23 protein-coding genes are annotated in these 24,961 nt (G+C 39.9%); all 23 read right to left on the minus strand.

The features are described from left to right. Positions 1-40: 40 nt before the first annotated feature. Complete coding sequence (locus E7303_RS15245; RefSeq protein WP_292146269.1) at positions 41-466, minus strand: flavodoxin; 426 nt, start codon at positions 464-466, stop codon at positions 41-43. 203 nt (positions 467-669) lie between these two features. Further along, entirely contained in the window at positions 670-2,214 is a 1,545-nt protein-coding gene (gene rny, locus E7303_RS15250; protein WP_022776027.1) for a ribonuclease Y, read from the minus strand. Between the two features lie 164 nt (positions 2,215-2,378). After that, positions 2,379-2,999 (minus strand): regulatory protein RecX, encoded by a 621-nt coding sequence (locus E7303_RS15255; protein ID WP_292146271.1) that lies wholly within the window; start codon positions 2,997-2,999, stop codon positions 2,379-2,381. A 104-nt stretch (positions 3,000-3,103) separates the two neighbouring features. Then, complete coding sequence (gene recA, locus E7303_RS15260) at positions 3,104-4,189, minus strand: recombinase RecA (RefSeq protein WP_292146272.1); 1,086 nt, start codon at positions 4,187-4,189, stop codon at positions 3,104-3,106. 273 nt (positions 4,190-4,462) lie between these two features. Then, positions 4,463-4,999 (minus strand): hypothetical protein, encoded by a 537-nt coding sequence (locus E7303_RS15265; RefSeq protein WP_292146273.1) that lies wholly within the window; start codon positions 4,997-4,999, stop codon positions 4,463-4,465. A 64-nt stretch (positions 5,000-5,063) separates the two neighbouring features. After that, positions 5,064-5,462 carry a GerW family sporulation protein gene (locus E7303_RS15270; RefSeq protein WP_022776032.1) on the minus strand — a complete coding sequence of 133 codons (399 nt, stop codon included), beginning with the start codon at positions 5,460-5,462 and terminating at the stop codon, positions 5,064-5,066. 25 nt (positions 5,463-5,487) lie between these two features. Then, a complete protein-coding gene (locus E7303_RS15275) occupies positions 5,488-6,459 on the minus strand; it encodes a DUF2953 domain-containing protein (RefSeq protein ID WP_292146274.1) in 972 nt (323 codons plus the stop codon). Between the two features lie 35 nt (positions 6,460-6,494). Next, complete coding sequence (locus E7303_RS15280) at positions 6,495-6,833, minus strand: hypothetical protein (protein ID WP_292146275.1); 339 nt, start codon at positions 6,831-6,833, stop codon at positions 6,495-6,497. Between the two features lie 70 nt (positions 6,834-6,903). Next, entirely contained in the window at positions 6,904-8,343 is a 1,440-nt protein-coding gene (locus E7303_RS15285; RefSeq protein WP_292146276.1) for a peptidoglycan D,D-transpeptidase FtsI family protein, read from the minus strand. Continuing rightward, positions 8,321-9,682 carry an FtsW/RodA/SpoVE family cell cycle protein gene (locus E7303_RS15290; RefSeq protein ID WP_292146277.1) on the minus strand — a complete coding sequence of 454 codons (1,362 nt, stop codon included), beginning with the start codon at positions 9,680-9,682 and terminating at the stop codon, positions 8,321-8,323. The genes E7303_RS15285 and E7303_RS15290 overlap by 23 nt, the downstream gene beginning before the upstream one ends. 4 nt (positions 9,683-9,686) lie before the next feature. Next, on the minus strand, positions 9,687-11,933 hold the full coding sequence (locus tag E7303_RS15295; RefSeq protein ID WP_292146278.1) for a peptidase U32 family protein: 2,247 nt from the start codon (positions 11,931-11,933) through the stop codon (positions 9,687-9,689). Positions 11,934-11,980: 47 nt separating this feature from the next. Further along, on the minus strand, positions 11,981-12,394 hold the full coding sequence (gene zapA, locus E7303_RS15300; protein ID WP_103869638.1) for a cell division protein ZapA: 414 nt from the start codon (positions 12,392-12,394) through the stop codon (positions 11,981-11,983). A gap of 58 nt (positions 12,395-12,452) precedes the next feature. Continuing rightward, positions 12,453-13,484: a Holliday junction branch migration DNA helicase RuvB gene (ruvB, locus tag E7303_RS15305; RefSeq protein WP_292146279.1), complete on the minus strand. Its 1,032-nt coding sequence runs from the start codon at positions 13,482-13,484 to the stop codon at positions 12,453-12,455. 27 nt (positions 13,485-13,511) lie between these two features. Next, positions 13,512-14,132 carry a Holliday junction branch migration protein RuvA gene (gene ruvA / locus E7303_RS15310; protein ID WP_292146280.1) on the minus strand — a complete coding sequence of 207 codons (621 nt, stop codon included), beginning with the start codon at positions 14,130-14,132 and terminating at the stop codon, positions 13,512-13,514. Between the two features lie 129 nt (positions 14,133-14,261). Continuing rightward, positions 14,262-15,293, minus strand: a complete 1,032-nt coding sequence (locus E7303_RS15315; protein WP_292146281.1) for a branched-chain amino acid aminotransferase — start codon at positions 15,291-15,293, stop codon at positions 14,262-14,264. Between the two features lie 61 nt (positions 15,294-15,354). Next, positions 15,355-16,779, minus strand: a complete 1,425-nt coding sequence (locus E7303_RS15320) for an AI-2E family transporter (protein WP_292146282.1) — start codon at positions 16,777-16,779, stop codon at positions 15,355-15,357. 43 nt (positions 16,780-16,822) lie between these two features. Beyond that, positions 16,823-17,632 carry an Mrp/NBP35 family ATP-binding protein gene (locus tag E7303_RS15325; protein ID WP_292146283.1) on the minus strand — a complete coding sequence of 270 codons (810 nt, stop codon included), beginning with the start codon at positions 17,630-17,632 and terminating at the stop codon, positions 16,823-16,825. 44 nt (positions 17,633-17,676) lie between these two features. Next, positions 17,677-18,660 carry a glycosyltransferase family 2 protein gene (locus tag E7303_RS15330; protein WP_292146284.1) on the minus strand — a complete coding sequence of 328 codons (984 nt, stop codon included), beginning with the start codon at positions 18,658-18,660 and terminating at the stop codon, positions 17,677-17,679. Between the two features lie 106 nt (positions 18,661-18,766). Further along, positions 18,767-19,258 carry a 3-isopropylmalate dehydratase small subunit gene (leuD, locus tag E7303_RS15335; RefSeq protein ID WP_292146285.1) on the minus strand — a complete coding sequence of 164 codons (492 nt, stop codon included), beginning with the start codon at positions 19,256-19,258 and terminating at the stop codon, positions 18,767-18,769. A 58-nt stretch (positions 19,259-19,316) separates the two neighbouring features. Further along, a complete protein-coding gene (gene leuC / locus E7303_RS15340; protein WP_022776404.1) occupies positions 19,317-20,588 on the minus strand; it encodes a 3-isopropylmalate dehydratase large subunit in 1,272 nt (423 codons plus the stop codon). Positions 20,589-20,671: 83 nt separating this feature from the next. Further along, positions 20,672-23,077 carry a YfhO family protein gene (locus tag E7303_RS15345; protein WP_292146287.1) on the minus strand — a complete coding sequence of 802 codons (2,406 nt, stop codon included), beginning with the start codon at positions 23,075-23,077 and terminating at the stop codon, positions 20,672-20,674. Positions 23,078-23,209: 132 nt separating this feature from the next. Beyond that, positions 23,210-24,238, minus strand: a complete 1,029-nt coding sequence (gene ilvC, locus E7303_RS15350; protein ID WP_292146288.1) for a ketol-acid reductoisomerase — start codon at positions 24,236-24,238, stop codon at positions 23,210-23,212. 48 nt (positions 24,239-24,286) lie between these two features. Further along, positions 24,287-24,790, minus strand: a complete 504-nt coding sequence (ilvN, locus tag E7303_RS15355; protein ID WP_074887672.1) for an acetolactate synthase small subunit — start codon at positions 24,788-24,790, stop codon at positions 24,287-24,289. Between the last annotated feature and the right edge of the window lie 171 nt (positions 24,791-24,961).

Raw genomic sequence — 24,961 nt, forward strand, 5'->3', positions numbered from 1 at the left:
CATCCCCGATTTTTTAGCTTAACTCTTCTCCTTTTAATTTTTAAACAAGAGCAAGTCCCAAATTCTTGCATGCATCAACAGCTTCATCATCAGGAGCGCTATTAGCAATAACTCCCTCATTGCCGACTACAGTTGCTCCTGCAGCTTTCATTCTGTCGACCCAGTCACGCATCCACTGGCCATCTCCCCAGCCATATGAACCAAAAAGGCCAAGCTTCTTCCCTGCGCACTGATTTTCAAAAGTTTCAATAAATGGCTCAACAACAGATTCCTCTAAAACCTCTGCTCCCATTGCTGGGCATCCAAGTGCAATAGATGTATCTGATGAAAGATCAGATGGACTGATTGAATCAAATGTCACAACTTCAGCTTCTGCTCCGCCCTGTCTGATTCCATCAGCTACTGCATTAGCCATAGCCTCAGTGTTGCCACTTCCTGACCAATAAACTACTTTAACCTTACTCATACTTATTCCTCCAGTATTATTTTATTTGTAAATGGAAACATATTAGATGAATGTTAGCTATTGCTAACACTGATATGTTAGCATATGCTTACATACCTATCAAGATATTTTAGGGACGCATATTGAGAAAAAATGTCGGTTTTGACCCATGGCTCTGCTTTACACACAAAAAAGAAGTCGCCCTATTGGACGACTTCTTTGAATTATTTAGCGTATTCAGTTGCTCTACTCTCTCTAATGATATTAACCTTGATCTGACCAGGATATTCCATTTCATCCTCGATCTTCTTGGCAATATCACGAGCCATAAGTACCATATCGGCATCTGAAACCTGCTCAGGAACTACCATTACTCTGACTTCTCTACCAGCCTGAATAGCAAATGAGTGATCAACACCCTTAAAGCTATTGGTAATATCCTCGAGTTCTTTTAATCTGGATGTGTAAGTTTCTAATGTCTCTCTTCTAGCGCCCGGTCTAGCTGATGAAATTGTATCAGCTGCCTGAACAAGGACTGCTATAAGTGACTGTGGCTCAACATCACCATGATGTGCCTCAACCGCATTTATAACGATCTGAGATTCCTTATACTTTTTACAGATATCTACACCAAGCTGAATATGTGAACCTTCAAGTTCATGGTCAACAGCCTTACCAATATCATGTAAAAGACCTGCTCTCTTAGCAACTCGAACATCAAGTCCAAGCTCTGATGCTAAAAGTCCGCAGAGCTGCGCTACCTCAACAGAATGTTTAAGGCAATTCTGACCGTAGCTTGTTCTGAACTTCATACGACCAAGAATCTTGATAACTTCAGGATGAAGTCCGTGAACTCCTGCCTCGATAGCAGCATTTTCACCTTCTTCTTTGATCTTGGCAGCTACTTCTTTCTGTGCCTTCTCAACCATTTCTTCGATTCTTGCCGGGTGAATTCTTCCGTCAACAATAAGTTTCTCAAGTGCTATACGAGCGACCTCTCGACGTATAGGGTCAAAACCAGAAATTACTACAGCTTCCGGTGTATCATCAATAATAAGATCTACACCAGTCATTGTTTCAAGAGTTCTAATATTTCTACCTTCTCTACCGATGATCCTACCCTTCATCTCATCGTTAGGAAGCTGAACTACAGAAATTGTAGTTTCAGAAACATGGTCAGCTGAACAACGCTGAATTGCGTTAACAACTATCTCCTTAGCCCTCTTATCTGCTTCTTCCTTTGCCTCAGCTTCCATGTTTTTGATCATGACAGCTGATTCGTGTTTTACATCATCTTCGACAATTTTTAAAAGATACTCTTTTGCCTGCTCGGAGGTTAAGCCAGAGATTTTTTCAAGTTCCTGTATCCTCTGTTCGTTTAGCTTTGCAACCTCTTCACTCTTCTTGCTCAGTGCCTCTTCACGGGCATTTAAGCTTTGCTCTTTTCTTTCAATCGCTTCAGATCTTTTTTCGACGTTTTCCTCTTTCTGCTGAATTCTTCTCTCGGTACGCTGAACCTCATTACGACGGTCCTTTACTTCTTTCTCGAGATCATTACGTGTTTTCAGTGCCTCTTCCTTTACTTCAAGAAGTTTCTCACGCTTCGTTTCTTCGGCAGTTTTGAGTGCTTCGTCAATAATCTTTCTTGCCCTTTCCTCTGCACTTCCGATCTTACCCTCAGTAACTTTTTTCTGATAACCTGTGGATATGAACCATGCTGCAACAAAAGCGACAAGAGCTGCTACTACTGCAATAATAACAGTGGTCATTACAGGAGCACCTCCTTATTCAATTTTCATTGTACAATATTTTGTATAGAGAGCCCAAAATATACCCTCTTTGATACAATTTTACAACACTTTAAATTTTACCTTTTATAAATGACAGTGTCAAGAAGCGCAAATGGGATAAAATCAGAAAATTAAAAGAAATATTAAAAGTTATCCATTGCCTTTTTTACAAGGTCCATACTGTACCCTTTTCTTAGTAAAAAAGCCATTATCTTCTGCTTTTCCTTGTATTCCATCTCAGGATCATAGTGCTTTTTTTGTAGTAAATGTTCTATCTGTTTGAGTTCGTTTTCAGAAACGCTTTCAAAAAGACCTTCATTCTCCAGCTCATCAAATATATCTAAAATAATCTGTTTATCAATTCCCTTGGCAGAAAGATCCTGGATTACTCTGTTCTTACTTCTGCTTTCGATATGATAAACAATGTAATCTCTTGCAAATCTGTGGTCATCTAAATATCTATATGATTTAACATATTCTATAGCCGCATCAATGGCTTCATCTGAATAAAGACCTTCCGAAAGTTTGTCACGAAGCTGCTTTTCAGTGTAGTCCTTCTTTTGAAGAAGATTCATAGCTCTTTTGACAGCTCTTTTGGGAAGAAGTTCTTTTGTTATCGTTTCGTATGCACTTTCTGATAATTCATTGTTAACCTTGATATTGTAATCTCTTAATTCACCTTTATAAAGAAGGAACGCAAACTCACCATCGATGTAAACTTTACTTCTTTTTTTATCAAATTCAATTATGTCTGAAATAATCATGCCAACATTCCTCATTGAAAATATCAAATGCTAATTCTTTACAGTTTTTCATTTATACAAGAATCGGTGGTCATTACGACCACCGATTAACATTTTTTATCTGATTATTTAGAAGCTTTGCTCTTCTTAGCTGCCTTTGCTTCATCATCACCATCAGCAGCTGTATTTGCCACAGCTGCATTGCTGAAGTTATCTACAGGAAGTCCGTAGTGTGCACGAACCTTTGCTTCGATCTCATCTCTGATAAGTGGATTATTTTCAAGATAAAGCTTGGCATTCTCACGGCCCTGTCCAATCTTCTCTCCCTCGTACTGATACCATGCACCACTCTTATTAACAATATCAACGCCTGCAGCAAGATCAAGAATATCACCTGTAGCTGAGATACCCTTACCAAACATGATATCAAACTCTGCCTCTTTGAATGGAGGCGCAATCTTGTTCTTAACTACCTTAACTCTTGTTCTGTTACCGATATTCTCACCGTTCTGTTTAATGGCCTCAATACGACGAACATCCATACGAACTGATGAATAGAACTTAAGCGCACGTCCACCAGTTGTTGTCTCAGGATTACCAAACATAACACCAACCTTTTCACGAAGCTGGTTGATAAATACTACTGTACAGTTTGACTTGCTGATAACAGCAGTAAGTTTACGAAGAGCCTGTGACATAAGTCTTGCCTGAAGACCCACATGAGAATCACCCATATCTCCATCAATCTCAACCTTAGGAACAAGGGCTGCAACTGAGTCAACTACAACAATATCGATAGCGCCTGAACGTACCATGGTCTCTGTGATCTCAAGGGCCTGCTCACCACTATCAGGCTGTGAAATATAAAGGTTATCAACATCAACACCGATGTTCTTAGCATATACAGGATCAAGAGCGTGCTCAGCATCGATGAATCCGGCAATACCTCCGCGCTTCTGAACTTCTGCTATCATATGCAGTGTAACTGTAGTCTTACCACTGGACTCAGGTCCATAGATTTCAATAATTCTTCCCTTAGGAATACCACCAAGGCCAAGCGCGATATCAAGGCTAAGTGATCCTGTTGGGATAGTTTCTATATTCATAGTATCTGATGAGTCGCCAAGCTTCATAACAGCGCCCTTACCGAACTGTTTCTCAATCTGTCCAAGAGCTGCCTCTAATGCTTTTTGTTTATCTTCTCTTTCCATACCAATCTCCTTTTTAAGAACATTCGTTCTGTATATAAACATACTAAAACAAGTGTTCGATTGTGTCAATAATTTTTTCTACAAATTTGTTAATTCTTTTTACAAGTTACTTTTTGAAATTCCTGGCAGAAATGCCAAAAAGATCTGTCAGCACACAGTACCTGATAAATACTGTATTGCCTTTCCCCTTAGAACATACACAAGTCATTGCCCAAGACAGGCAATGACTTGATAAAGGTTATCATATAAATACTTTGTTGTCAAAATTATTTTTTAATTAAAAGCACTCATGTCATACTGCCTGCAAAGTGAAGCATATTCCTGATTTATAAGCTGAACCATGTCTGCATCCCCGCTTATATTGTCAGGATGGAACATTTTCATGAGGTCTTTATATCTCTTTTTCAATGTGAGTGGAGTGTTGGCTCCCCTGAAAAGAAGATCAAGAGCATCATACTCATTCTCTCTCTGATACATCTTTTCTCTCTCAAGTCTGATAAAGTCAGCCTCGAGTTTCTTTTTATCACTGTTTAACTGATCAAATCCGCTATTAAGGATCTTTAATCTCTGCTCAAATAAAGCTTTGTCATTATTAAGTTTTTTGGATGCAGTTTCAAGCTTTCTCTCTGCTATATCCATCCTGTCTCTAAAAGCCTGCTCATCTGCTTCCAAACGAGCATATCGCTCAGACAGCGCACTCTCCTGATTCTCAAGACGTACACTCTCTTTAAAAAGCCATACGCGAAGTTCTGAAAGATCATCCTCTGTGCCGTTTAAGATAATTTCTTCCAAATTTCTCTTTTCTACCATAGTAATTGCCCCCGTTACTACTGCCGCCTATATGGACTTTTGTCAAAAGGCAGCTATTACAACATTACTCTTTATTGTCTTCCTGAGGAAAAGCAATGTCCACCGCTTCGCCATCGTCCATCATATTTTCTTTTTTGCTTGCAAAGCGATCCACAATATCCGGTACAAGATCCAGAACTTTTGTAACAGCATCCTGATTCTTGATATTAACAAGTTTTGTGGAACCATTCTTGATAACAAGGACTGCACTTGGAGACATCTTGGCACCAAATCCGCCTGTTCCGCCGTTCTTCTTGTCAGCAGATGTAGCACCGGCTCCAACACCAAAAGATACATCTACCAAAGGAAGAACAATAGTATCGCCAACCTGAGTAGGCTGACCAACTACTGTCTTGGCCTCAATTACAGAATGCATTCCGTTTAATAATGACTCAACTACGCCGTTAAAATTATTCTCTCCCATCATACCCTCCAGATAATCAGTTTTATTACGATCTTAATATTTTTTTGAAGCGCCTGATTACCTTTTTAACATCTTTGTTAAAAAAGCAGACCGCCGCACTGTAAACAATAGTAAATACTGTGATGTGTCCCTTCAAATGTGCATCCATTTCTATGACTTTCTCATCAAAATCAGGTTCAAAACTGACCTTGTTAAAAAGAAAAGGATACATGGCGCCAAAGATACCTACAAGCTCAGCAGTCTGTGCCGGGTCCCCGATTCCAAGACCTAATCGGATATTACATTTGTCAGGAAGGATCATCTTAATGATCCGCAAAAGTTTACGCTTTACGAGGTCAAATGCTCTCTTAAAGATGTCATTCTCTATTGTGGTTTTAATCATACTAATCTTACCACAAACTCTAGATATTGTATATTGTATTTTTTCAAACACATTTTGTGGCGTTTCCAGAATATTAGTAACCTTATCTATGATATTCCAAAGTACATCCAAAAATGATCTTGGCTCGTCTGAAGCTTCTTCATCAGATTCTTTTCCGGCTGCAGCTTCATCAGAAGAATTTGTCTCTTCTTTTTCTGAAACTTCAGCTTCAGCTGTATCTGTTTCTACTGAATCTGTTTCTTCCTTAGCTGCCTCCACATGATCACTTTCAGGAATATTGCTCATTTCTACAACGCCGCTTGAAGGTTTACCTTCGTCTTTATTATCTTTATTATCGGCTTTTTCATTTTTTTTCCTTAAAGGAAAAATCCTGATACCAAATAATCTGACTTCAAATTGCTTGTTCTCCGGATATACTATTCCACCGCTTAAAATGTGAAGAAGCCAGGAAAATGACACCTTGGCATATACTTTTTCTGCATCAAATCCCCCGTCCAGATCTGTTCTTGGAATCGAGCTGTCAATCCTATATCTGACAGGGACAAACAGGATAAGTAGTAAAAGAACAAGGATAAATCCAATGACACAAAGCAGAATTATCCCTAATATTTTCAAAAATGTTAATACACCCGCCAACATAAAAATCCCCGTTAATCAACCTTTTCTTTACTTTCAAGATAGTCAAGAAGTCTTCCGTCAAGTCCTGCCATGGATGCTTCCTGTGAAATTCTAAGCACCAGATCAACTGCTTCATCATGGCTTGATGCTATTCCATAGATAAAAGAAGGATGTGCTTTAAAATAAGCCTGTTTCAAGAAAGCACAGTGCACGATATCAAGCTGATCATTTGCATTCAAGGCTCTTGTAACACAGAAAATAGAAAGCTGACCCGCTCCATGTTTTAGTTTCCATTTGACAAGCGCTTTATTATTTACAGAAGCTCCCCAATACAGATCCTTATAAAACTCACAGAATCCTCTTTTTCTCATATCAACTCCCAAGGAAAAACTAATGATTTACCATCAATTTTATCATATTAAAGATGATTATTATACTTTTTTACTCCACACCAAAATATGCGTCAAAAATACGCTTGGCAATAGGAACTGCGTAACTTCCGCCGCTTCCTGCATTCTCAACGATGATGGTCACGCAGATCTGTGGATCTTCGGCAGGAGCATATCCTGTAAACCAGGCATGGGAATCCGACTGAGAATTAAATTCAGCAGATCCTGTCTTACCTGCAGCACTATATGATAAGCCCTTTAACTTGCTGGCTGTTCCCGTCTTAACAACCTGCTCCATCATTTTCTGTAAGACCTCTGACTCCTCAGCAGACATAAGTCTCTTATATTTTTCAAAAGAAACGTTCTCAACTACCTTCCCCTCTTCGCTCTTAACCTGAGTATAGAAACAAGGCTTCATAAGAACTCCGTCATTAGCAACAGCACATGTGATCATATTCATATGCATTGGCGTTACAGAAGTTGTTCCCTGACCAATGGAAAGCTGCATTTTATCTGCATTTGACATGTCATCGGAATACTCAGCACTGCTCTTTGAATAGAGTACTTCCAAAGGCAGTTCCTGACCAAACATAAGGTCATCTAATGTAGTGCTAAAAGACTTTCCGGATACGCCCATACCTATGTTGGCAAATGATGAATTACAGGATTCAGCAAAGGATGTAAAAAGGTCAAGGCTGCCGTGAACCTGGCCATGGTAGCATGAAATCTTATCTTCTCCGATGCTAAAGCTTCCAGAACACGTATATCTGTAATTAGCATAATCTGTAGGGTGATCTTTTAAATAAGCAAGTGATGTAATGATCTTAAATGTTGATCCCGGAGGGTAAAGTCCCTGAGTTGCTCTGTTTAACAGTTTTGCATCAGTGGATTTATCAGCCAAAAGGCTATCCCACTCCTGGACTATGGAATTGGGATCAAAATCAGGTTTTGATACCATCGCTAATATTTCACCGGTTTTAGGATTAGATACGACTATTGCTCCTTTTCTGGCTGAGAGTGCATTGTAAGCCACTTCCTGAAGATTTACATCCAAAGTACTCACAACATTGTCACCGGGATACTTAGCACCTGTAGCATCAAGCTTTACCTTCTCGGAAAGCTCAATACTTGTATTGATAAGATAGTAATTGGCAAGAGCTTCTATTCCTGCCTTACCGTTTGTCGCATATCCAACTACATGGGCAAATTCCTTTTCATAGGGATAAATTCTTGTTTCCGTTCCATCCTCTGCTTCCTCTGTATAAGCCAGGACTTCTCCATCTCTTGAAAGGATCTTTCCTCTTGAATTCTGTGCCAAAAGAATTGCCTGCCTTGTATTGAAGCTGTTATTCATAAGGGTCTGTCTGTTCGAATATGAATAGTAGCAGATATAACCAAGCATAGCCCCAAATAAAACAGCATAGAACACTGAAAGCACGATTATGGGATATGATCTTATCTTCCTTCTGTTAGTACTCTTTTCTTCTCTCATTTTCTCTGCGCCTCTTCATTCTTTCTATAGCTTCGTATCTCTCGTCTGTCCTGATCATAAAGATTCCCTGAGTTATCATGATCATCATTATGGTCACAAGCACAGATGAGCCGCCATAGCTTACAAACGGCAATGTTACACCTGTAAGCGGAATAAACTTTGATCCGCCACCAATTGTAAGGAAAGTCTGAAAAATATAGGCCACTCCAATTCCGCAGACTACAAGTCTGTAATATGTATCTCTAAGAAAATAACCAAGTCTCATTATTTCAATGAACGTGCTGACACAGATAAGTGCCATGAGCACAGCAAAAATAACTCCCATTTCCTCTGCTATGGCAGAAAAAATAAAGTCCTGCTCTACAAATGGAATTGACTTTGGTGTTCCTCCATAAAGGCCAAGTCCAAACCATCCTCCTGAACTTATGCCAAAAAGGGACTGTGATAACTGATAACCTGTTGATTCGATATCTGAGAAAGGATCAAGCCATGCCTGAACCCTGACCTGAATATGTGAAAAGAGCTTATATGCGATCACACTTGCCAGTGCTCCAAAAGAAAGACCGATAGCCAGATATCCCACATTTTCTGTTGAAATATATATAAGTGCCAGATAAATCACAAAAAAGATAAGGGCACTTCCCAGGTCTTTTGACAAAACCAGGATTATTACATGTATCGCAGCTACCGCAGAAGCAAGGAATAACTGCCAGATATTCTCTGCGCTATCAAGGGCTCCTGCCATAAAGAACAAAAAGAGGATCTTAACAAATTCAGAAGGCTGAAGTGTTATTCCACCAATGGTATAGCTGATCTTGGATCCGTTAGTAACAGCTCCCAAAAGAAGAACTATTCCTATTGCCACGATGCCCAAAGCAGCGTATATCCATGTGAATTTCTTAAGAAATTCAAACCTGAATATGATCTCAGGCACAATAAAGCCCACTACGAATGAAGCAACAATAATAAAGAACTGCTTCACAGCCCTGTCATAGGACAGTCTTGTAAGCATGATAAGACCTATCATCATGAGCATACAACTGTTGTTTATGATAAGCCTGTTTCCGTCAGGATAGATAACATAAAACAAAAGAAGGACAGATGAAAAGGCAATTATCTGAAAGGCAAAGAAAAACAGGTAAACCGGTTTTCCGGTCCTTGCCATTATCTGAACAAAACATGCGATCTGAACCGCAAACATCAATATGATCTGCCTGATATATAGTCCTGTTCTCTTTTTTTCAGTACGCCATCTAAATGCAACAAATGCCTCCAAAGTATATAAAAACATAAGAAAAGCAATGACATATTTTGATATTTCAGTTACGTATAATTCCATTAGTCTATTCTACTCCGCGTTTAAAATGCCCGGTTGTAAATTTGAGATTATCAAACTCTTTGCCTATAGCACCATTTCTCAAAAAGTCTGAATAACCGTTAATGACATTTAATGATGCTGCACTATCCTCAACTGTCAGATCTACTCTGTAATTATCAAAAGGAAATCTTCCTGCAATATTCTCCATTTTTTTATGAAGCGATGTTGGAAGCGCATTCCAAATAACATTGTAACAATTACGGCAATTGGTTGTTACCTTAAGCTCATTGCCCATTCTGTCTACAATGGCAGTTTGAGAAACCGATACTTTTCCCTGATTACCGCTGCATTTATCAAGTGTTTTTTTAACACACCCTGCACTTATCATCATTGGAGCATATCCATAAACATTAAAAGATACAGGAATACCAAGGTTTTTCCTGACTTTATCTGTCACTTCAGCTGCCTCGTGGATAGTAAGCTCCAGCGGAACAGACACTTCTGATACCATATCTTTTACCATGGAAGCTGCCTGCTCATTCCAAATATACATACCATAATCAAGGACAATCTTACCTGTATATCCTCTAAACTTAAGTATCCCAAGCTGTTCAAGATTTCGCACGAGAAGCCCTGAAATTCCCTTCTCCATAGCAGAATCTGCTATCTTTTCAATATCAAGGGTTCCATCAAAGTTTTCATGCCTTGTCATGTACGGAAGCACCACAAAAAGCTCAGCTCCATCACTGTCAAAAGAGCCATCACTTCCCAAAATAAGGTTACTGTCTATATAAATTCTGGATATATTATGATTTCTGCTCTGAACCTCAAGTACACTCTCAAGCTGCTGCGTGGTATTTACAAGAACGTGAAGACAAGGCTTGTGATCAGACAGGTTTTGTACTTTGTTTTCGAGCTCATCTGTACTTTCTGCTGTTTTATGCTTTACAGCAGAAGCCATATTATCCGGCTCAGTAATGCATGCGATCATCTGATCGCAGAGACTTCTTCTAAGCTCATTGAGCTCACTTACAGGAATAAAAATGCCCTTTTCGCTTCCGCGGTCATCTATATCTATATCAATTTCCTCAGGCTCAAATACTGTGCCTCCAAACTTTGAAAGCTGTTTAAGAACGCTTTCCTTGTCCATAGGGCGTTTGGAAGCCTCCTGGACTTTGTTTCCGTGAGTTTCAAGAACAATCTCCTGCCCGCCATGAACAAGAGACATAATAAGAGATGCCTCTTCTCCGACGCAAAGCCTGCAGATAAGCTTACATTTAAGCTTCAACTCTTTATCAAGATATTTCTCTTTTACATCAGAAAGCACCTTATCAGACGTGCCGTTATAAGACGGAGAATCAAGAGTTACCATATCCCTGCCGTTGTGCTTGTGATAATACCCCTGACTGATCTGAGACCTTAAATAAAGAGAACTGAGTATATCCATATCCTCTTTTGAGATCTCATGGTGAGCCGTAGGATCTTTATAATACAGATCGATATATTTGCGGTAGATAGATGTAACGCCGGCAGCATATTCAGGGCGCTTCATTCTGCCTTCAATCTTAAAAGAATCTATTCCGGCTTCAATAAGTTCAGGAATAATAGAAACAGTACACATATCCTTAAGGCTAAGCGGATACTGCTCCTTTAAATGTGAGCCTGCCAAGTAGTAAGGAAGTCTGCAGGGCTGCGCACATCTGCCCCTGTTGCCGCTTCTGGTTCCAACCATACTGCTAAAAAGGCACATTCCAGAATAGCAGTAACACATTGCACCATGAATAAAGGCTTCTACTTCCACATCAGCCTTTTCCCTTATCTCTTTCATCTCCATAAGGCTAAGCTCTCTTGCAGGAACGACTCTTACACAGCCAAGTTCTTTTAAGAGTCTGGCACCATTTACACCTGTTACAGTTGCCTGTGTACTTGCATGAAGTTCAATATCCGGGAACTCGTCTCTTATAAGTTTCATAACTCCAAGATCCTGAACAATAACTCCATCAAGCTTTTTCTCTGCAAAAGGGAGCATAAAATCATATAACTCACTGTATTCTCTCTCTTTTACAAGAGTGTTCACAGTCATATAGATTTTTTTGCCAAATAAATGAGCATAAGAAATAGCGTCCAAAACCTGCTGAGTGTCAAAGTTGTCAGCATAAGCTCTGGCGCCAAATTTCGCTCCACCAAGATAAACGGCATCTGCGCCAGCATTGAAGGCGCCAACCATTGTTTCATAGCCCCCGGCCGGGGCAAGTAATTCTACTTTCTTCATAATATCTTTTAACTCAAAAATAGGCTGTCATCAGACAGCCTAAACAATCACTTTTTACTTCCTGTTCCTTTGACCTGAGTCTCAAGCTGAATGATCTTTTTGGATGAATCATCAAGCTTAGTCTGCAGGCTCTTACTGTTCTTTTCAGTATTCTCAAGCTTGATCTGAGTTGCAATAAGCTCGTGCTTCAGATCATATAGCTCTTTTTCTTTTTCTGAAAGTTGCTCTTCCATAAGCTCAATCTGCTTTTTAGATTTGAAATAATCATCTGCAATGTTGAGCTGCAGCAGGACATTTTGAGTATCAATTGGCTGCCTCTTGAAACCATCAATCTTATTGTATTCAGCAATCTTATTGTTGATATATGAAGCAACCTTCTGCAGATACTCTTCACTTTCATATCCGCTTAATGTAAAAACTTTCCCACCAATGATAACTTCGGTATCTGTCTTGGATGCCATTTAAACTCCCCCCAAACACAAATTAATTGTCGAATTATTACGATGTATACTTCATTGATTATATATCGCCATCGCTTGGGTTTTCAAGCCCTAAATGATGATATGCCTCATCCGTTACAACTCTTCCCCTGGGCGTTCTGTTAATAAGTCCATTTTTTATAAGATATGGCTCATAGACGTCTTCAATGGTGCCGGAATCCTCACCTATTGCGGCTGCGAGCGTATCAAGTCCCACAGGGCCACCACCGAACTTATTTATCATAGTCAAAAGAATATTTCTGTCAGTATGGTCAAGACCAAGCTTATCAACATCCATAAGGTCCAAAGCCACATTGGCGACCTCTTCTGTTATGGAGCCATCATACCTTACCTGAGCAAAATCTCTTACTCTCTTAAGTATCCTGTTGGCAAGACGCGGTGTGCCACGGCTTCTTCTTGCCATTTCTTTTGCCCCATTAGGATCAACATCAACGTTCAAGACCTTGGCTGACTGTCTGATAATTGCGCAAAGCTCATCAATATCATAGAACTCCATTCTGTGGATCATTCCGAATCTGTCACGAAGAGGCGCTGAGAGCATTCCCGCTCTGGTGGTTGCTCCGATCAGAGTAAAGTGCGGAAGGTCAAGCCTTATGGACCTTGCTGTAGGTCCCTTTCCAATCATGATGTCTATACAGTAATCTTCCATCGCAGGATAAAGAACTTCCTCAACCTGCCTGTTTAGTCTGTGGATCTCATCTACAAAAAGGACATCACCCTCCTGCAGATTATTAAGAATCGCTGCCATATCCCCAGGCTTCTCAATAGCAGGGCCTGAAGTTATCTTTATGTTGACGCCCATCTCATTGGCAATAATGCTGGCAAGTGTCGTCTTTCCAAGTCCGGGAGGCCCGTAAAAAAGAAGGTGATCAAGGCTCTCGCCTCTTCCCTTTGCAGCTTCTATATATATCTTAAGGCTCTCTTTTATTTTCTTTTGTCCAATATATGAGTCAAGGCTCCTCGGCCTGAGTGAGCCCTCTATTTTGGCATCCTCTGCGTTTTCCTGAGTATCCACTCCCCTGGCATTTGTTACTATCTTACGTTTTTCCATACAATTCTTCCCTATTACAATCTATTTTCAAAACATCTCTTTTAATGCCTGCTTTAAGAGCAGCTCAGTGTCATTTGAAATTTCCGGATTAACGGAAAGCACTTTTCGCACTGCCTTTGTTGCATCCGTCGCATTATATCCGAGAGAAACAAGTGCTGCCACAGCTTCATCCCTTGCAGGACTCTCAGAATCTCCAATGTCTGATGAAGAAAGACCTGCCGCAGAAGCAAGCATACTGTCTTCTGTTGCCTTTATCTTATCCCTGAGTTCAAGAGTAATTCTCTCCGCTGTCTTTTTTCCAACTCCGGGAGCTTTGGAAATTGCACCGCTGTCCCCGGCAATAATAGCAAACCTCAGATCATCCGGCGTCATAACTGACAAAATGGCAAGTCCTCCCTTGGGGCCTATACCATTTACAGTAATGAGCATCTTAAAAAGATTAAGCTCATCCCTTGAAAGAAAGCCAAACAGTGTAAAAGCGTCCTCTTTTACATTGGTATAAGTGTAGAGCTTAACCGCCTCTCCAATTCCAGGCATCCTGTCCATTGTGGACCCGGATATATTCACATTGTAGCCGACACCATTCACGTCAACTACTGCATTTCCCTCTTCAATACTCTCCAAAATTCCATTCACATATGCTATCAAATTCTTATCCCCGTTTTCACTTAATTCATAACTTGTATTGTAACATTAATTTAGCAATTATTTTTATGATAACTAAAAAATCCTCCGGCCATCAACCGATGACCGGAGGTATAAGTCTAAAGAATACTATTACTCAATCACATGGATCCAGCCTTCAGGAGCTGCAACAGTGCCCATCTGGATTCCAGTAAGTGTGTCATAAAGCTTTTTGATAACTGGTCCCATCTCGTCCATTCCGCTTGGGAAGCAGATTTCTCTGCCATGGTCATTGATCTTGCCAACAGGGCTGATAACAGCAGCTGTTCCGCAAAGTCCCATCTCAGCGAAGTTGTCTACTTCTGAAAGCTTAACTGGTCTTTCTTCAACATCAAGTCCAAGGATCTCTCTTGCTACGTAAACAATTGATCTTCTTGTGATAGATGGAAGAATTGAATCTGTGTGTGACTGTGGAACTACGAGTCCGCCATCCTTTGTAACAAAGATGATGTTTGCTCCACCTGTCTCTTCGATATATGTTCTTGATTCTGCATCAAGATATACATTTTCAGCAAAACCTTCTTCATGAGCTGTAACGATAGCATGTAAGCTCATAGCATAGTTAAGACCTGCCTTGATATTTCCTGTTCCGTGTGGTGCTGCTCTGTCAAAGTCACTGATCTTTACAACGATTGGCTTTGCGCCGCCCTTAAAATATGGGCCTACAGGAGTAACAAAGATTCTGAACTGATACTCATCAGCAGGTTTAACACCGATAACATTGCCTGTAGCAAACATTACAGGTCTGATGTAAAGTGTAGCTCCGCTTCCATATGGAGGAACCCAGTCTTTATTAGCTGCAACAACCTCTTCTACAGCCTTGATAAATCTGTCTTCAGGGAAAGGAGGCATCTCAAGTCTCTTTGCTGAATCAACCATTCTCTTGGCATTGAGGTCAGGTCTGAAAGTAACGATCTTGCCATCTTCTGTCTCATAAGCCTTAAGGCCTTCGAAGCATTCCTGCGCATAATGAAGAACACCTGAATCCTCGCTCAATACAACTTTTGAATCCTCTGTAAGGCATCCATCATCCCACTTGCCATCCTTGAAGTTTGACACATATCTCTTATCTGCTACCATGTAGCCAAATCCAATGTTTGCCCAATCTAAATTCTTTTTACTCATAATCTTCATCCCCTTTTAGACTTTAATACGTCAAAGCGCTAATAAATATCATTATAACCCTTTAATGACGTTCGTCAAGCTCTTTCTTTTCCGTCTGTTCCTTGGTCTTTTCAGTCTTTGCTGCTTTCTTCTGCCTTGCAGCTTCTTTTATGCCATCCAGATTAAAGATTTTTTTGAAGGTATCTGCCTCCTTGCTGGCATTGAACTTAACGTTCTCTTTATCACTCAAAGGCTTGTACTGTTTATCCTCAATGTATGCCAGATCATAATAGTCCTCTGTGTTTGTACTAAGATTTCTTTTTGCCAAAAGAATATTTGTGATCCATCCCACAAGTGCATAGAACACAGCAAAGATAGGCACACCGATTAGCCATCCAACAATTCCCCACATTCCGCCAAACAATGTGATTGAAAAGATAACCCAGAAGCTTGAAAGACCTGTTGAGCTTCCAAGGATCATAGGTCCTAAGATATTGCCGTCAAACTGCTGAAGCACGATAACAAATATAAGGAATATCAGCGCCTCGATTGGGTCAATGAGCACCAGTAAAAGAGCTCCTGCTATTCCTCCGATATACGGGCCGAAGAAAGGAATTATGTTAGTCACGCCTACGATAACCGAAATAAGCACCGGATAATCAATCTTAAGAAGCAGTGCTCCTATATAGCAGATAACACCGATTATAAGTGAATCAATGATCTTGCCGCCAATAAAGTTCTCAAATGTAGTCTTGGTAAATCTAAATCCACCGATCAGTTCATTGGCAAAATTCTCCTTAAATAAAGAATAGGCCATTTTTTTGCCTACTGTCGTGAACTTTTCTTTTGAGTTAAGCACATAGATAGCCACAATTATGCCGACTATCAGATTTATGATTCCACCTACGATAGAAAAAACACTCTTTGAAGCCACTTTCACTATTGTATTTACGTTTGGCATCATTGGGATAAGCTTTTTCGTCAAAAACTCACTCAGGTTCTCATAATAAGCATCCAGCTGAGAATCAATGATCTTCTGAAGATCAGGATTATTGCTTAAAAATAAGTTTGAATACTCATCCACGTTCTTAACATAGATAGGAAGGTTTGTTGCAATTTCCTTGATACTGTCAACAAGCTGCGGGATGATGATTCTGAACAGACTGTAAACAATCAGCATGAAGATTATCATAGTCAAAAGAACTGCTATTTTCCTTATCTGACCTCTTCTCTTTTTATCTTTTTTATCGAACTCAGATGTCTCTTTTCCTATGAGCTTAAAGAATGGATAAAGAATCTTTTCCTCAATCCCCTCCAGGAGCGGTAACAAGACAAATGCAATTACTATACCGATTATGATCCCGGAAAGAGAATCAATCACTCCGCCAATTGACCTTGCCAGCGTTTTTCCATCAAAAATGATATAGTAAGCCAGCATAAGTGCCACAGCTAAAACAAATATAGTAATTGCCCAGGTTACCTGGTTTTTCTCAGGTCTCATTTTCATATATGATTTCCTCAGCTACTCTAATATATTGTTAATGTGATTTTTATTGCTCAATCATTCCATTCAGGATATAAACAAGACTATCAAGATAATCCTCTGAAATTTCCTCAATCTTTCCATTGTCGCAAAGTCCTGCAATGTCAGGATCAAGAGGAATCCTTCCAAGAATATCTATACCATTAGAAGCAGCATAGCTCTCAATCTTGCTGTCTCCAAAAATGTTTATAGCTTCTCCGCAGTGTGGGCACTTCATATAGCTCATGTTCTCTACGATTCCTAGAACAGGAACATTCATCATGTTGGCCATGTTAATGGCTTTCTCAACGATCATTTCAACAAGGTCCTGAGGAGTTGATACAACAATTATTCCATCAACAGGTAGTGACTGGAAAACTGTAAGCGGTACATCACCTGTTCCTGGTGGCATATCCACAAACATAAAGTCCACATCTGACCAGTTAACATCAGACCAGAACTGTTTTACAATGCCTGCAATTACAGGGCCTCTCCAAACTACAGGATCTGTCTCATTTTCAACGAGCATATTAAGCGACATCACCTTAGTGCCCTTAGCAGTTGTAGCAGGTAAAAGACCTGTCTCATCTCCAACATTGAACTTGCCGATTCCAAACATCTTGGGGATAGATGGACCTGTTATATCAGCATCCATAATTGCTGTCTTAAAGCCTTTTTTATTCATAGCCACTGCTGAAAGACCTGTAACAAGGCTCTTACCAACGCCGCCCTTACCACTGACGATTCCAATCACTTTTTTTACATGTGAATTGGGATTGGGCGCAGCCTTCATATTGTCTTCCATCTGCTTTTTAAACTCTTCTGGTTTCTTTGCCATTTTAAAAATCACCTACCTGTACATATTATTCGTAAAGTAATGTCTTACCTTTTATAGACATACTCGGATGTCTCCACATCCTCTTCATCTCCAACATAAGACTCGATAATGAACCTCGGTCTGTTCTTGGTCTCGAGATATATCTTACCAACATACTCTCCTATTACGCCAAGAGAGATCATGATAAGGCCTCCAATCGCCCATACAGAGAGGACTGTTGTGGTCCATCCGGGAATTGTATGACCTGTAAAATATCTTACAAGTGAATAAACCAAAACAACTATACTTATGAAAAAGATAAAAAATCCAAGTCCTGTAATAAGCTTTATCGGTTTTGTACTAAGGCTTGTGATTCCTTCAATAGCAAAGCTGAGCATCTTTTTAAGAGGGTACTTGCTCTCACCGGCAAATCTCTCTGCTCTCTCATAGTAAACAACATCAGTATTAAAGCCAACCATTGGCACAATACCACGAAGGAACAAATTCACTTCTCCAAACTCAGAAAGTGCCATAAGAGCGCGTCTGGACATAAGTCTGTAATCAGCATGGTTATAAACAGTATTACCTCCCATGGAATTTATGAGCTTGTAAAAAGACTCCGCTGTGAACTTTTTAAAGAATGTGTCAGTAGCTCTTTTGGACCTTACACCATAAACAATGTCACATCCATTATTGAACTTATCAACCATCTCATCAATTGCATTAATATCATCCTGAAGGTCTGCATCAAGAGAGATTGCTGCATCGCACAGGTCCTTTGCTGTCATAAGACCGGCCAAAAGAGCATTCTGATGTCCCATGTTCTTTGAAAGATTGATTCCCTGGAAGATCTCGTTTTTCTCATGAAGATCTTTTATCATATTCCAGGTATTGTCCTTAGAACCATCATTTACAAAAAGAATCCTGCTATCATCTGAAATTTTTCCGGCAGCAATAAGGTCTTTTAACTTTGCCTCAAGCCTTTTTGAAGTTTCAGGAAGAACTTCCTGTTCGTTATAGCAGGGAATTACACAAAATAGTCTATTCATGATCATTTCCTTTTTTCATATTATTAAAAAATACACATTTACTATGATAATATAAAATGCTTTGTTTTTAAAGTGCGTCACACTTCAAAAACAAAGCATTATCATATTATTCTTTACTGTTTATGTAGTTGATAAGACCCTCTGAATCAATTATCTTTTGCATAAATGGCGGAAATGCCTGACCTGTAAAAGTCTTACCGCTTGTCTCATCTGTGATAAGACCTGTATCAAAGTCAATGCTTACAACATCGCCTGCTTTTATGTTGTCTGCTGCTTCTTCGCATTCAATAATAGGAAGTCCGATATTGATGCTGTTGCGGTAAAAAATCCTTGCAAAGCTCTTGGCTATTACACAGCTTACACCTGATGCTTTGATGGCAATCGGAGCATGTTCTCTTGATGAGCCGCAACCAAAATTTTTATCTGCAACAATTATGTCTCCTGCCTTAACCTTAGATGTAAAGTCCTTATCGATATCCTCCATACAGTGCCTGGCAAGCTCTGCATGATCTGTAGTATTAAGATATCTGGCAGGAATTATTACGTCAGTATCTACATTATCTCCATATTTAAAAACTGTTCCCTTAGCAGCTTTCATTTTGTCCCTCCACAAAATCTGATATTTTAATGAAATGATATTCTGTATTATTCCAAAATCACAGTCCAAGCTCTGATGGCTGAGAAATCTTGCCTGTAACGGCACTTGCAGCAGCAACTGCAGGTGAAGCAAGGTAAATTTCTGAGTCTATAGCGCCCATTCTACCAACAAAGTTTCTGTTTGTTGTTGAGACGCACCTCTCACCGGATGCTAAAACTCCCATATATCCGCCAAGACATGGTCCGCAGGTTGGAGTTGATACAATCGCGCCGGCTTCGATGAAGGTCTTTAAAAGTCCCTCTTCCATGGCCTGCATATAGATTTTCTGTGTGGCAGGGATCACAATGCATCTCATGCCTTCTGCAATATGGTGATCAGTCAAAACTTCTGCCGCAATCCTAAGATCATCAATTCTACCATTTGTACAGGAACCGATAACTACCTGATCGATCTTGATATCATCTATATCATCAAATGTATGAGTATTCTCAGGAAGATGTGGGAATGCAACTGTAGGTGTCAGCTTACTAAGATCGATTGTGTATTCCTCATCATATTCTGCATCAGGATCTGCTTCATATACTGTATATTTTTTGCCCTTTGCATGCTCATTTATATATGTAAGAGCAATGTCATCAACAGGGAAAATACCATTTTTGCCGCCAGCCTCGATTGCCATGTTTGCAATTGTAAATCTGTCATCCATGGAAAGGTTTCTGATTCCCTCTCCCACGAATTCCATTGATTTATATAAGGCTCCGTCAACGCCTATCATTCCGATGATATGTAGAATGACATCTTTGCCGCTCACCCACTTGGATGGCTTGCCAACAATATTGAACTTAATAGCTGAAGGAACTTTAAACCAAGCCTTACCTGTAGCCATTCCGGCAGCCATGTCTGTTGAACCGATTCCGGTTGAGAAAGCTCCAAGAGCTCCGTATGTACATGTATGAGAATCGGCGCCAATAATAAGATCTCCAGGTAAAGTAAGACCGCTCTCAGGTAAAAGAGCATGCTCAATGCCCATTTTTCCAACTTCAAAATAGTTTGTGATACTGTTTCTTTTAGCAAATTCTCTGACACATTTGCAGTTCTCCGCTGACTTAATGTCCTTATTAGGAACAAAGTGATCGGGAACAAGGGCAATCTTGTCTTTATTAAACACGCCCTCTTTAGTAAACTTCTCCATTTCCTTAATGGCAACAGGGCTTGTTATATCGTTTCCAAGCACCAGGTCAAGATCTGCCTCAATAAGCTGTCCAGCTTTTACCTCGGAAAGTCCCGCATGTGCCGCCAAAATCTTTTGTGTCATGGTCATTCTGCTCATACACGTCAATCTCCTCGTTAATTAATGTCAAAAATATACTAGTAAATATAACATGAAAACAAACAGTAAAACACATATCAAATTTAATCATTTTTCTTGATATATTTTAATGTATACCAAGTGAGACCAGCCAAAATCAGAAGTCCTATAGCACTCATAATAAGACCGCTCTTAAAGCCTTCAGGTGTATATGTGACTCTTATCTCATGGCATCCGCCCTCAACAGGAATTGCCATAAGTCCATAATCTGCAGACAAAATCTTGGTCTCTTTTCCATCTACAGTGCAGCTAAAGCCTTTTGTATAAGGCACTGAGAAAAAGACAAGTGTACTATCTGGAAGCATTGCTGTCTTGGCAGTAAATCCGTAAGTATCAGTCACAAAACTCTCGCAGGAAGTTGCAGCTCTTTTATCACACTCGAGTTCAAAATCATAGTAAGAAAAATCATCTTCCATGAGATCTTCTGCTGTGAGTTCTGTCATCGCAAGCGTATCGCCGTACTCAACTGCTACATCATCAGGAATTATAAGGACTCTTGAAAGATCAAAGTCATGATCATCAGCATTCAGATCACTCCACTCTGACTCAGTAATATAGTACTCATAAGTAAATCCCATAGGAATGAAGTTCTGATTTACAAAAATATCGAATCCATCCTGAGTATCAAGGTACGTATATCCTTCTGTTCCTTCACCGTTAGCATATACTCTGTTCTTACTGATCTCAGCATTTTCAAAATAATATCTTGCTGAAAGAATAGCTCTTGCTCCCGCTCTTGAAACCGGGATGTTGGTCTCAACAGTTCTGGTTATTCCAAGTGTTCCATCAAGGAAATCAAAAATCTCAGAAGGAACAGTGCTTAAAAAGCAGTGTATCGAAGGCACACCCCAGACAATATCGTAGTTCGTGGAAGTAGAATCAACCTCGCCTCTGCAGAAATCACTCTGATCCACATTGACTTTATTAAAGAGCATCTGCTCCTGCCACATTTTTTTGCCCCTGTCACTGATGATGGAACTTCCGTTTTTAACAGGAATGAAGGTAGCAAGAATGCAGCTGCAGATAACAACTATCAAAACAACAACATCTCTGATCTTGATCAGTGAATGTTCCTTATCGAATTTAACTTTCTTGGGCAATACAAAAACTGTAAGCAAAAGGAAAAAGCTAAGTATGGCAGTTCCGAGCACATCACGAAGGAATATCGTATTATTCTCTGTCATGTTGAACATGACCATTTCACCGCTGTCATTTTTAGACGGGAAGAAATATACGAGAATAAAAAACATGAACATAAGTACCGCTGCCACTGCACCCTTTTTCAGCTGAGGAGACTTTCCTCTTTGGGCAGCCTGCGCTGTCATAAGGCACATCAAAAGAATCGGCATGTAGAACCAGCGCGCATAATATGAGCTGTTAAACATCGAAAATGCTGCGTTAAACACCGGTATAAAGGCGATCACTCCGCAGATTATCAGCATTGTCTTTTCCCAGTTGCGTTTCTTTTTGTTCAAAAGAAAATACGCGATAACACCTGATAGTCCAAACAATGGCAGGTATGCTGCAAGGGACGCATTTTTAACTGTTCCGGTGTAGAAAAGAGTTCCTTTTCCAATGATATCCGGAAGCATTGAAAGACTCTTTACTATATCCCAAAGAAGCTTCTCGCTTGGGTAGACAAGAATATCATAGCCATTTATGTAATTATCGAGTCTTGAATTACCCTGAATGCCTGCAAAAGCCTGCATCAGGAAAAATCCGGAGATCAAAACTCCAAGTGTTCCACTAAGGAGAGCTGTAAAGAAATTTGTGATGACCTGTTTGACAGTATTTCCCTTTATGTATCTGACCACAAAGTACAGGACCATATATACGACCTGTCCAAAGAAGAAATAGTAATTTACAACAGACATAAAAGCTGTCATAAGAGCAAAAAAGATGAATCTCTTATATTTATTCTTGCCCTCAGCTGCCATAAGCTCTTCAAAGCAAAGAAGGAAAAGCGGGAAAAAAGCAACCGAATCTGTAAAATGGTTGAATACAATATTGCAGGCATTAAATCCTGAAAAAGCATACAAATACCCACCAATCATTGCATAGGTGTACTTATAGACATATCTCTCGATGTACAGATATGCACAGGTAGCTGCTGTAGCATATTTCAGTGCCATAAGAAATGGCATAATATATGGAATTGCACTTTCAGGGAAAAGAACTGATATCCAAAAGAACGGGCTTCCCCAAAGATAAAAGGCAAAGTCGCCAAACATGGTTCCGCCAAGATCAATATTCCAGTTCCAGAAAAACTCCCCGCTTCTTACAGCTCTATGGGCAGCAATATAAAACGGAACCTGCTGAACATTATAGTCGCCGTAATAGAAAAAGGGCAGACCTCTGGAAATCAGGATAGGTAAAATAGCAAGCACATACATCAGAAATGCGCTCAAAAACATTACTACAGGAGTATAGTACTTCTTTTTTTCAGACATTTTTTCATAATCCTCATCAAATAAAATAGAAAGAGCACCGCGATGCGATACCCTTTCTATCATAGTCTAATTTATGAACATTTTCAATTAAATGGACCCCTAACCAGTCCCCAAGGTCCATTTGCAGTTCGATTAGTTGTTGATGAGCTTGTCAGACTCGTTGTTCCAGCTGTAAAGCTTTCTGATCTCTTCACCGATCTTCTCTGATGGGTGCTCAGCGTGAAGCTTTCTCATAGCCTGGAAGTGTACCTGACCGCCAGCTTCAGACATATCAAGAAGGAATTCCTTAGCAAATGTTCCATCCTGGATATCAGAAAGAATCTTCTTCATTGTCTTCTTTGTCTCATCTGTGATGATCTTAGGTCCTGTTATATAATCGCCGTACTCAGCTGTGTTAGAGATAGAATATCTCATTCCTGCAAAACCTGACTGATAGATAAGGTCAACGATAAGCTTCATCTCGTGAACACACTCGAAGTATGCATTTCTTGGATCGTAACCAGCCTCAACAAGTGTATCGAAACCAGCCTGCATAAGTGCACAAACACCACCACAAAGAACTGCCTGCTCACCAAAGAGGTCTGTCTCTGTCTCTGTTCTGAATGTTGTCTCTAAAAGACCAGCTCTTGCTCCACCGATTCCAGCTCCATATGCAAGTGCAAGATCAAGTGCCTTACCTGTAGCATCCTGCTCAACAGCTACAAGACAAGGTGTTCCCTTTCCAGCCTGGTACTCAGAACGAACTGTATGTCCAGGAGCCTTAGGAGCGATCATAGCTACATCGACATCCTTAGGTGCCTTGATAAGTCCAAAGTGAATGTTAAATCCATGAGCGAACATAAGCATGTTGCCTGGCTGAAGGTTTGGCTCGATGTCTTCCTTATACATCTTAGCCTGCTTCTCATCGTTGATAAGGATCATGATGATATCAGCCATCTTAGCTGCTTCTGCTGTGTTATATACTTTAAGTCCCTGTGCCTCAGCTTTTGCCTTGCTCTTTGAGCCCTCGTAAAGTCCAATGATTACGTTGCATCCTGAATCCTTAAGGTTAAGAGCATGGGCATGTCCCTGTGAGCCATAGCCAATAATAGCAATTGTCTTTCCCTCAAGCAAAGATAGATTACAATCTTCCTGGTAAAAAATACGTGCATCCTGTGACATTAGTTTTTCCTCCTACTATCTTGGTATATTGAAAATTGAATAATCAAATTATTCGTCTAAATAAATAACGTTATCTGTGCCTCGCCCAAGACCGGCAATTCCCGTTCTGGCAAGTTCAAGGATCTCGTAGCCTTCAAGGAGCTTAAGGAAAGCATCAACTTTTGACTGACTACCTGTTATCTCTATTATCACTGAATCAATGCTGACATCAACAATGTTGCCTCTGAAAATATTTGCAGTAGCAAGAATACTCTGTCTCTTGTCTGCCTCTGCCCTTACCTTAACAAGAGCAAGCTCTCTATATACACTATCCTTAGGTAAAAGCTCATGAATATCTCTTACATCAACAAGCTTACTAACCTGTTTTTCAATCTGCTCAAGGATTACATCATCTCCTGATGCTACAATTGTTATCCTGGTAAACCTTGGATCTGCAGTGGTTCCTGCAGTTATACTTTCAATGTTATATCCTCGCCTGGAAAAAAGACCTGATATCCTGGAAAGAGTTCCTGGATTATTATCAACCAGTAATTGAAAGACTTTTTTTTGCATTTTGTGCTCCTTTTTAAGTCTTACTTTATGCTTTTAAGAATCACGGCTTTGAACTTTGAACCGATAATATCAAATTATACTCCTCTAATGTACCACGTCAACAACTTTTTCTTTTAGACTTTAAACTTGCACTATTTTACAGCATTAAAGTATTTTTTGCAATCGTTTTTT

It is taken from the genome of Butyrivibrio sp. (genome assembly GCF_015056685.1).
Lineage (GTDB): Bacteria > Bacillota > Clostridia > Lachnospirales > Lachnospiraceae > Butyrivibrio.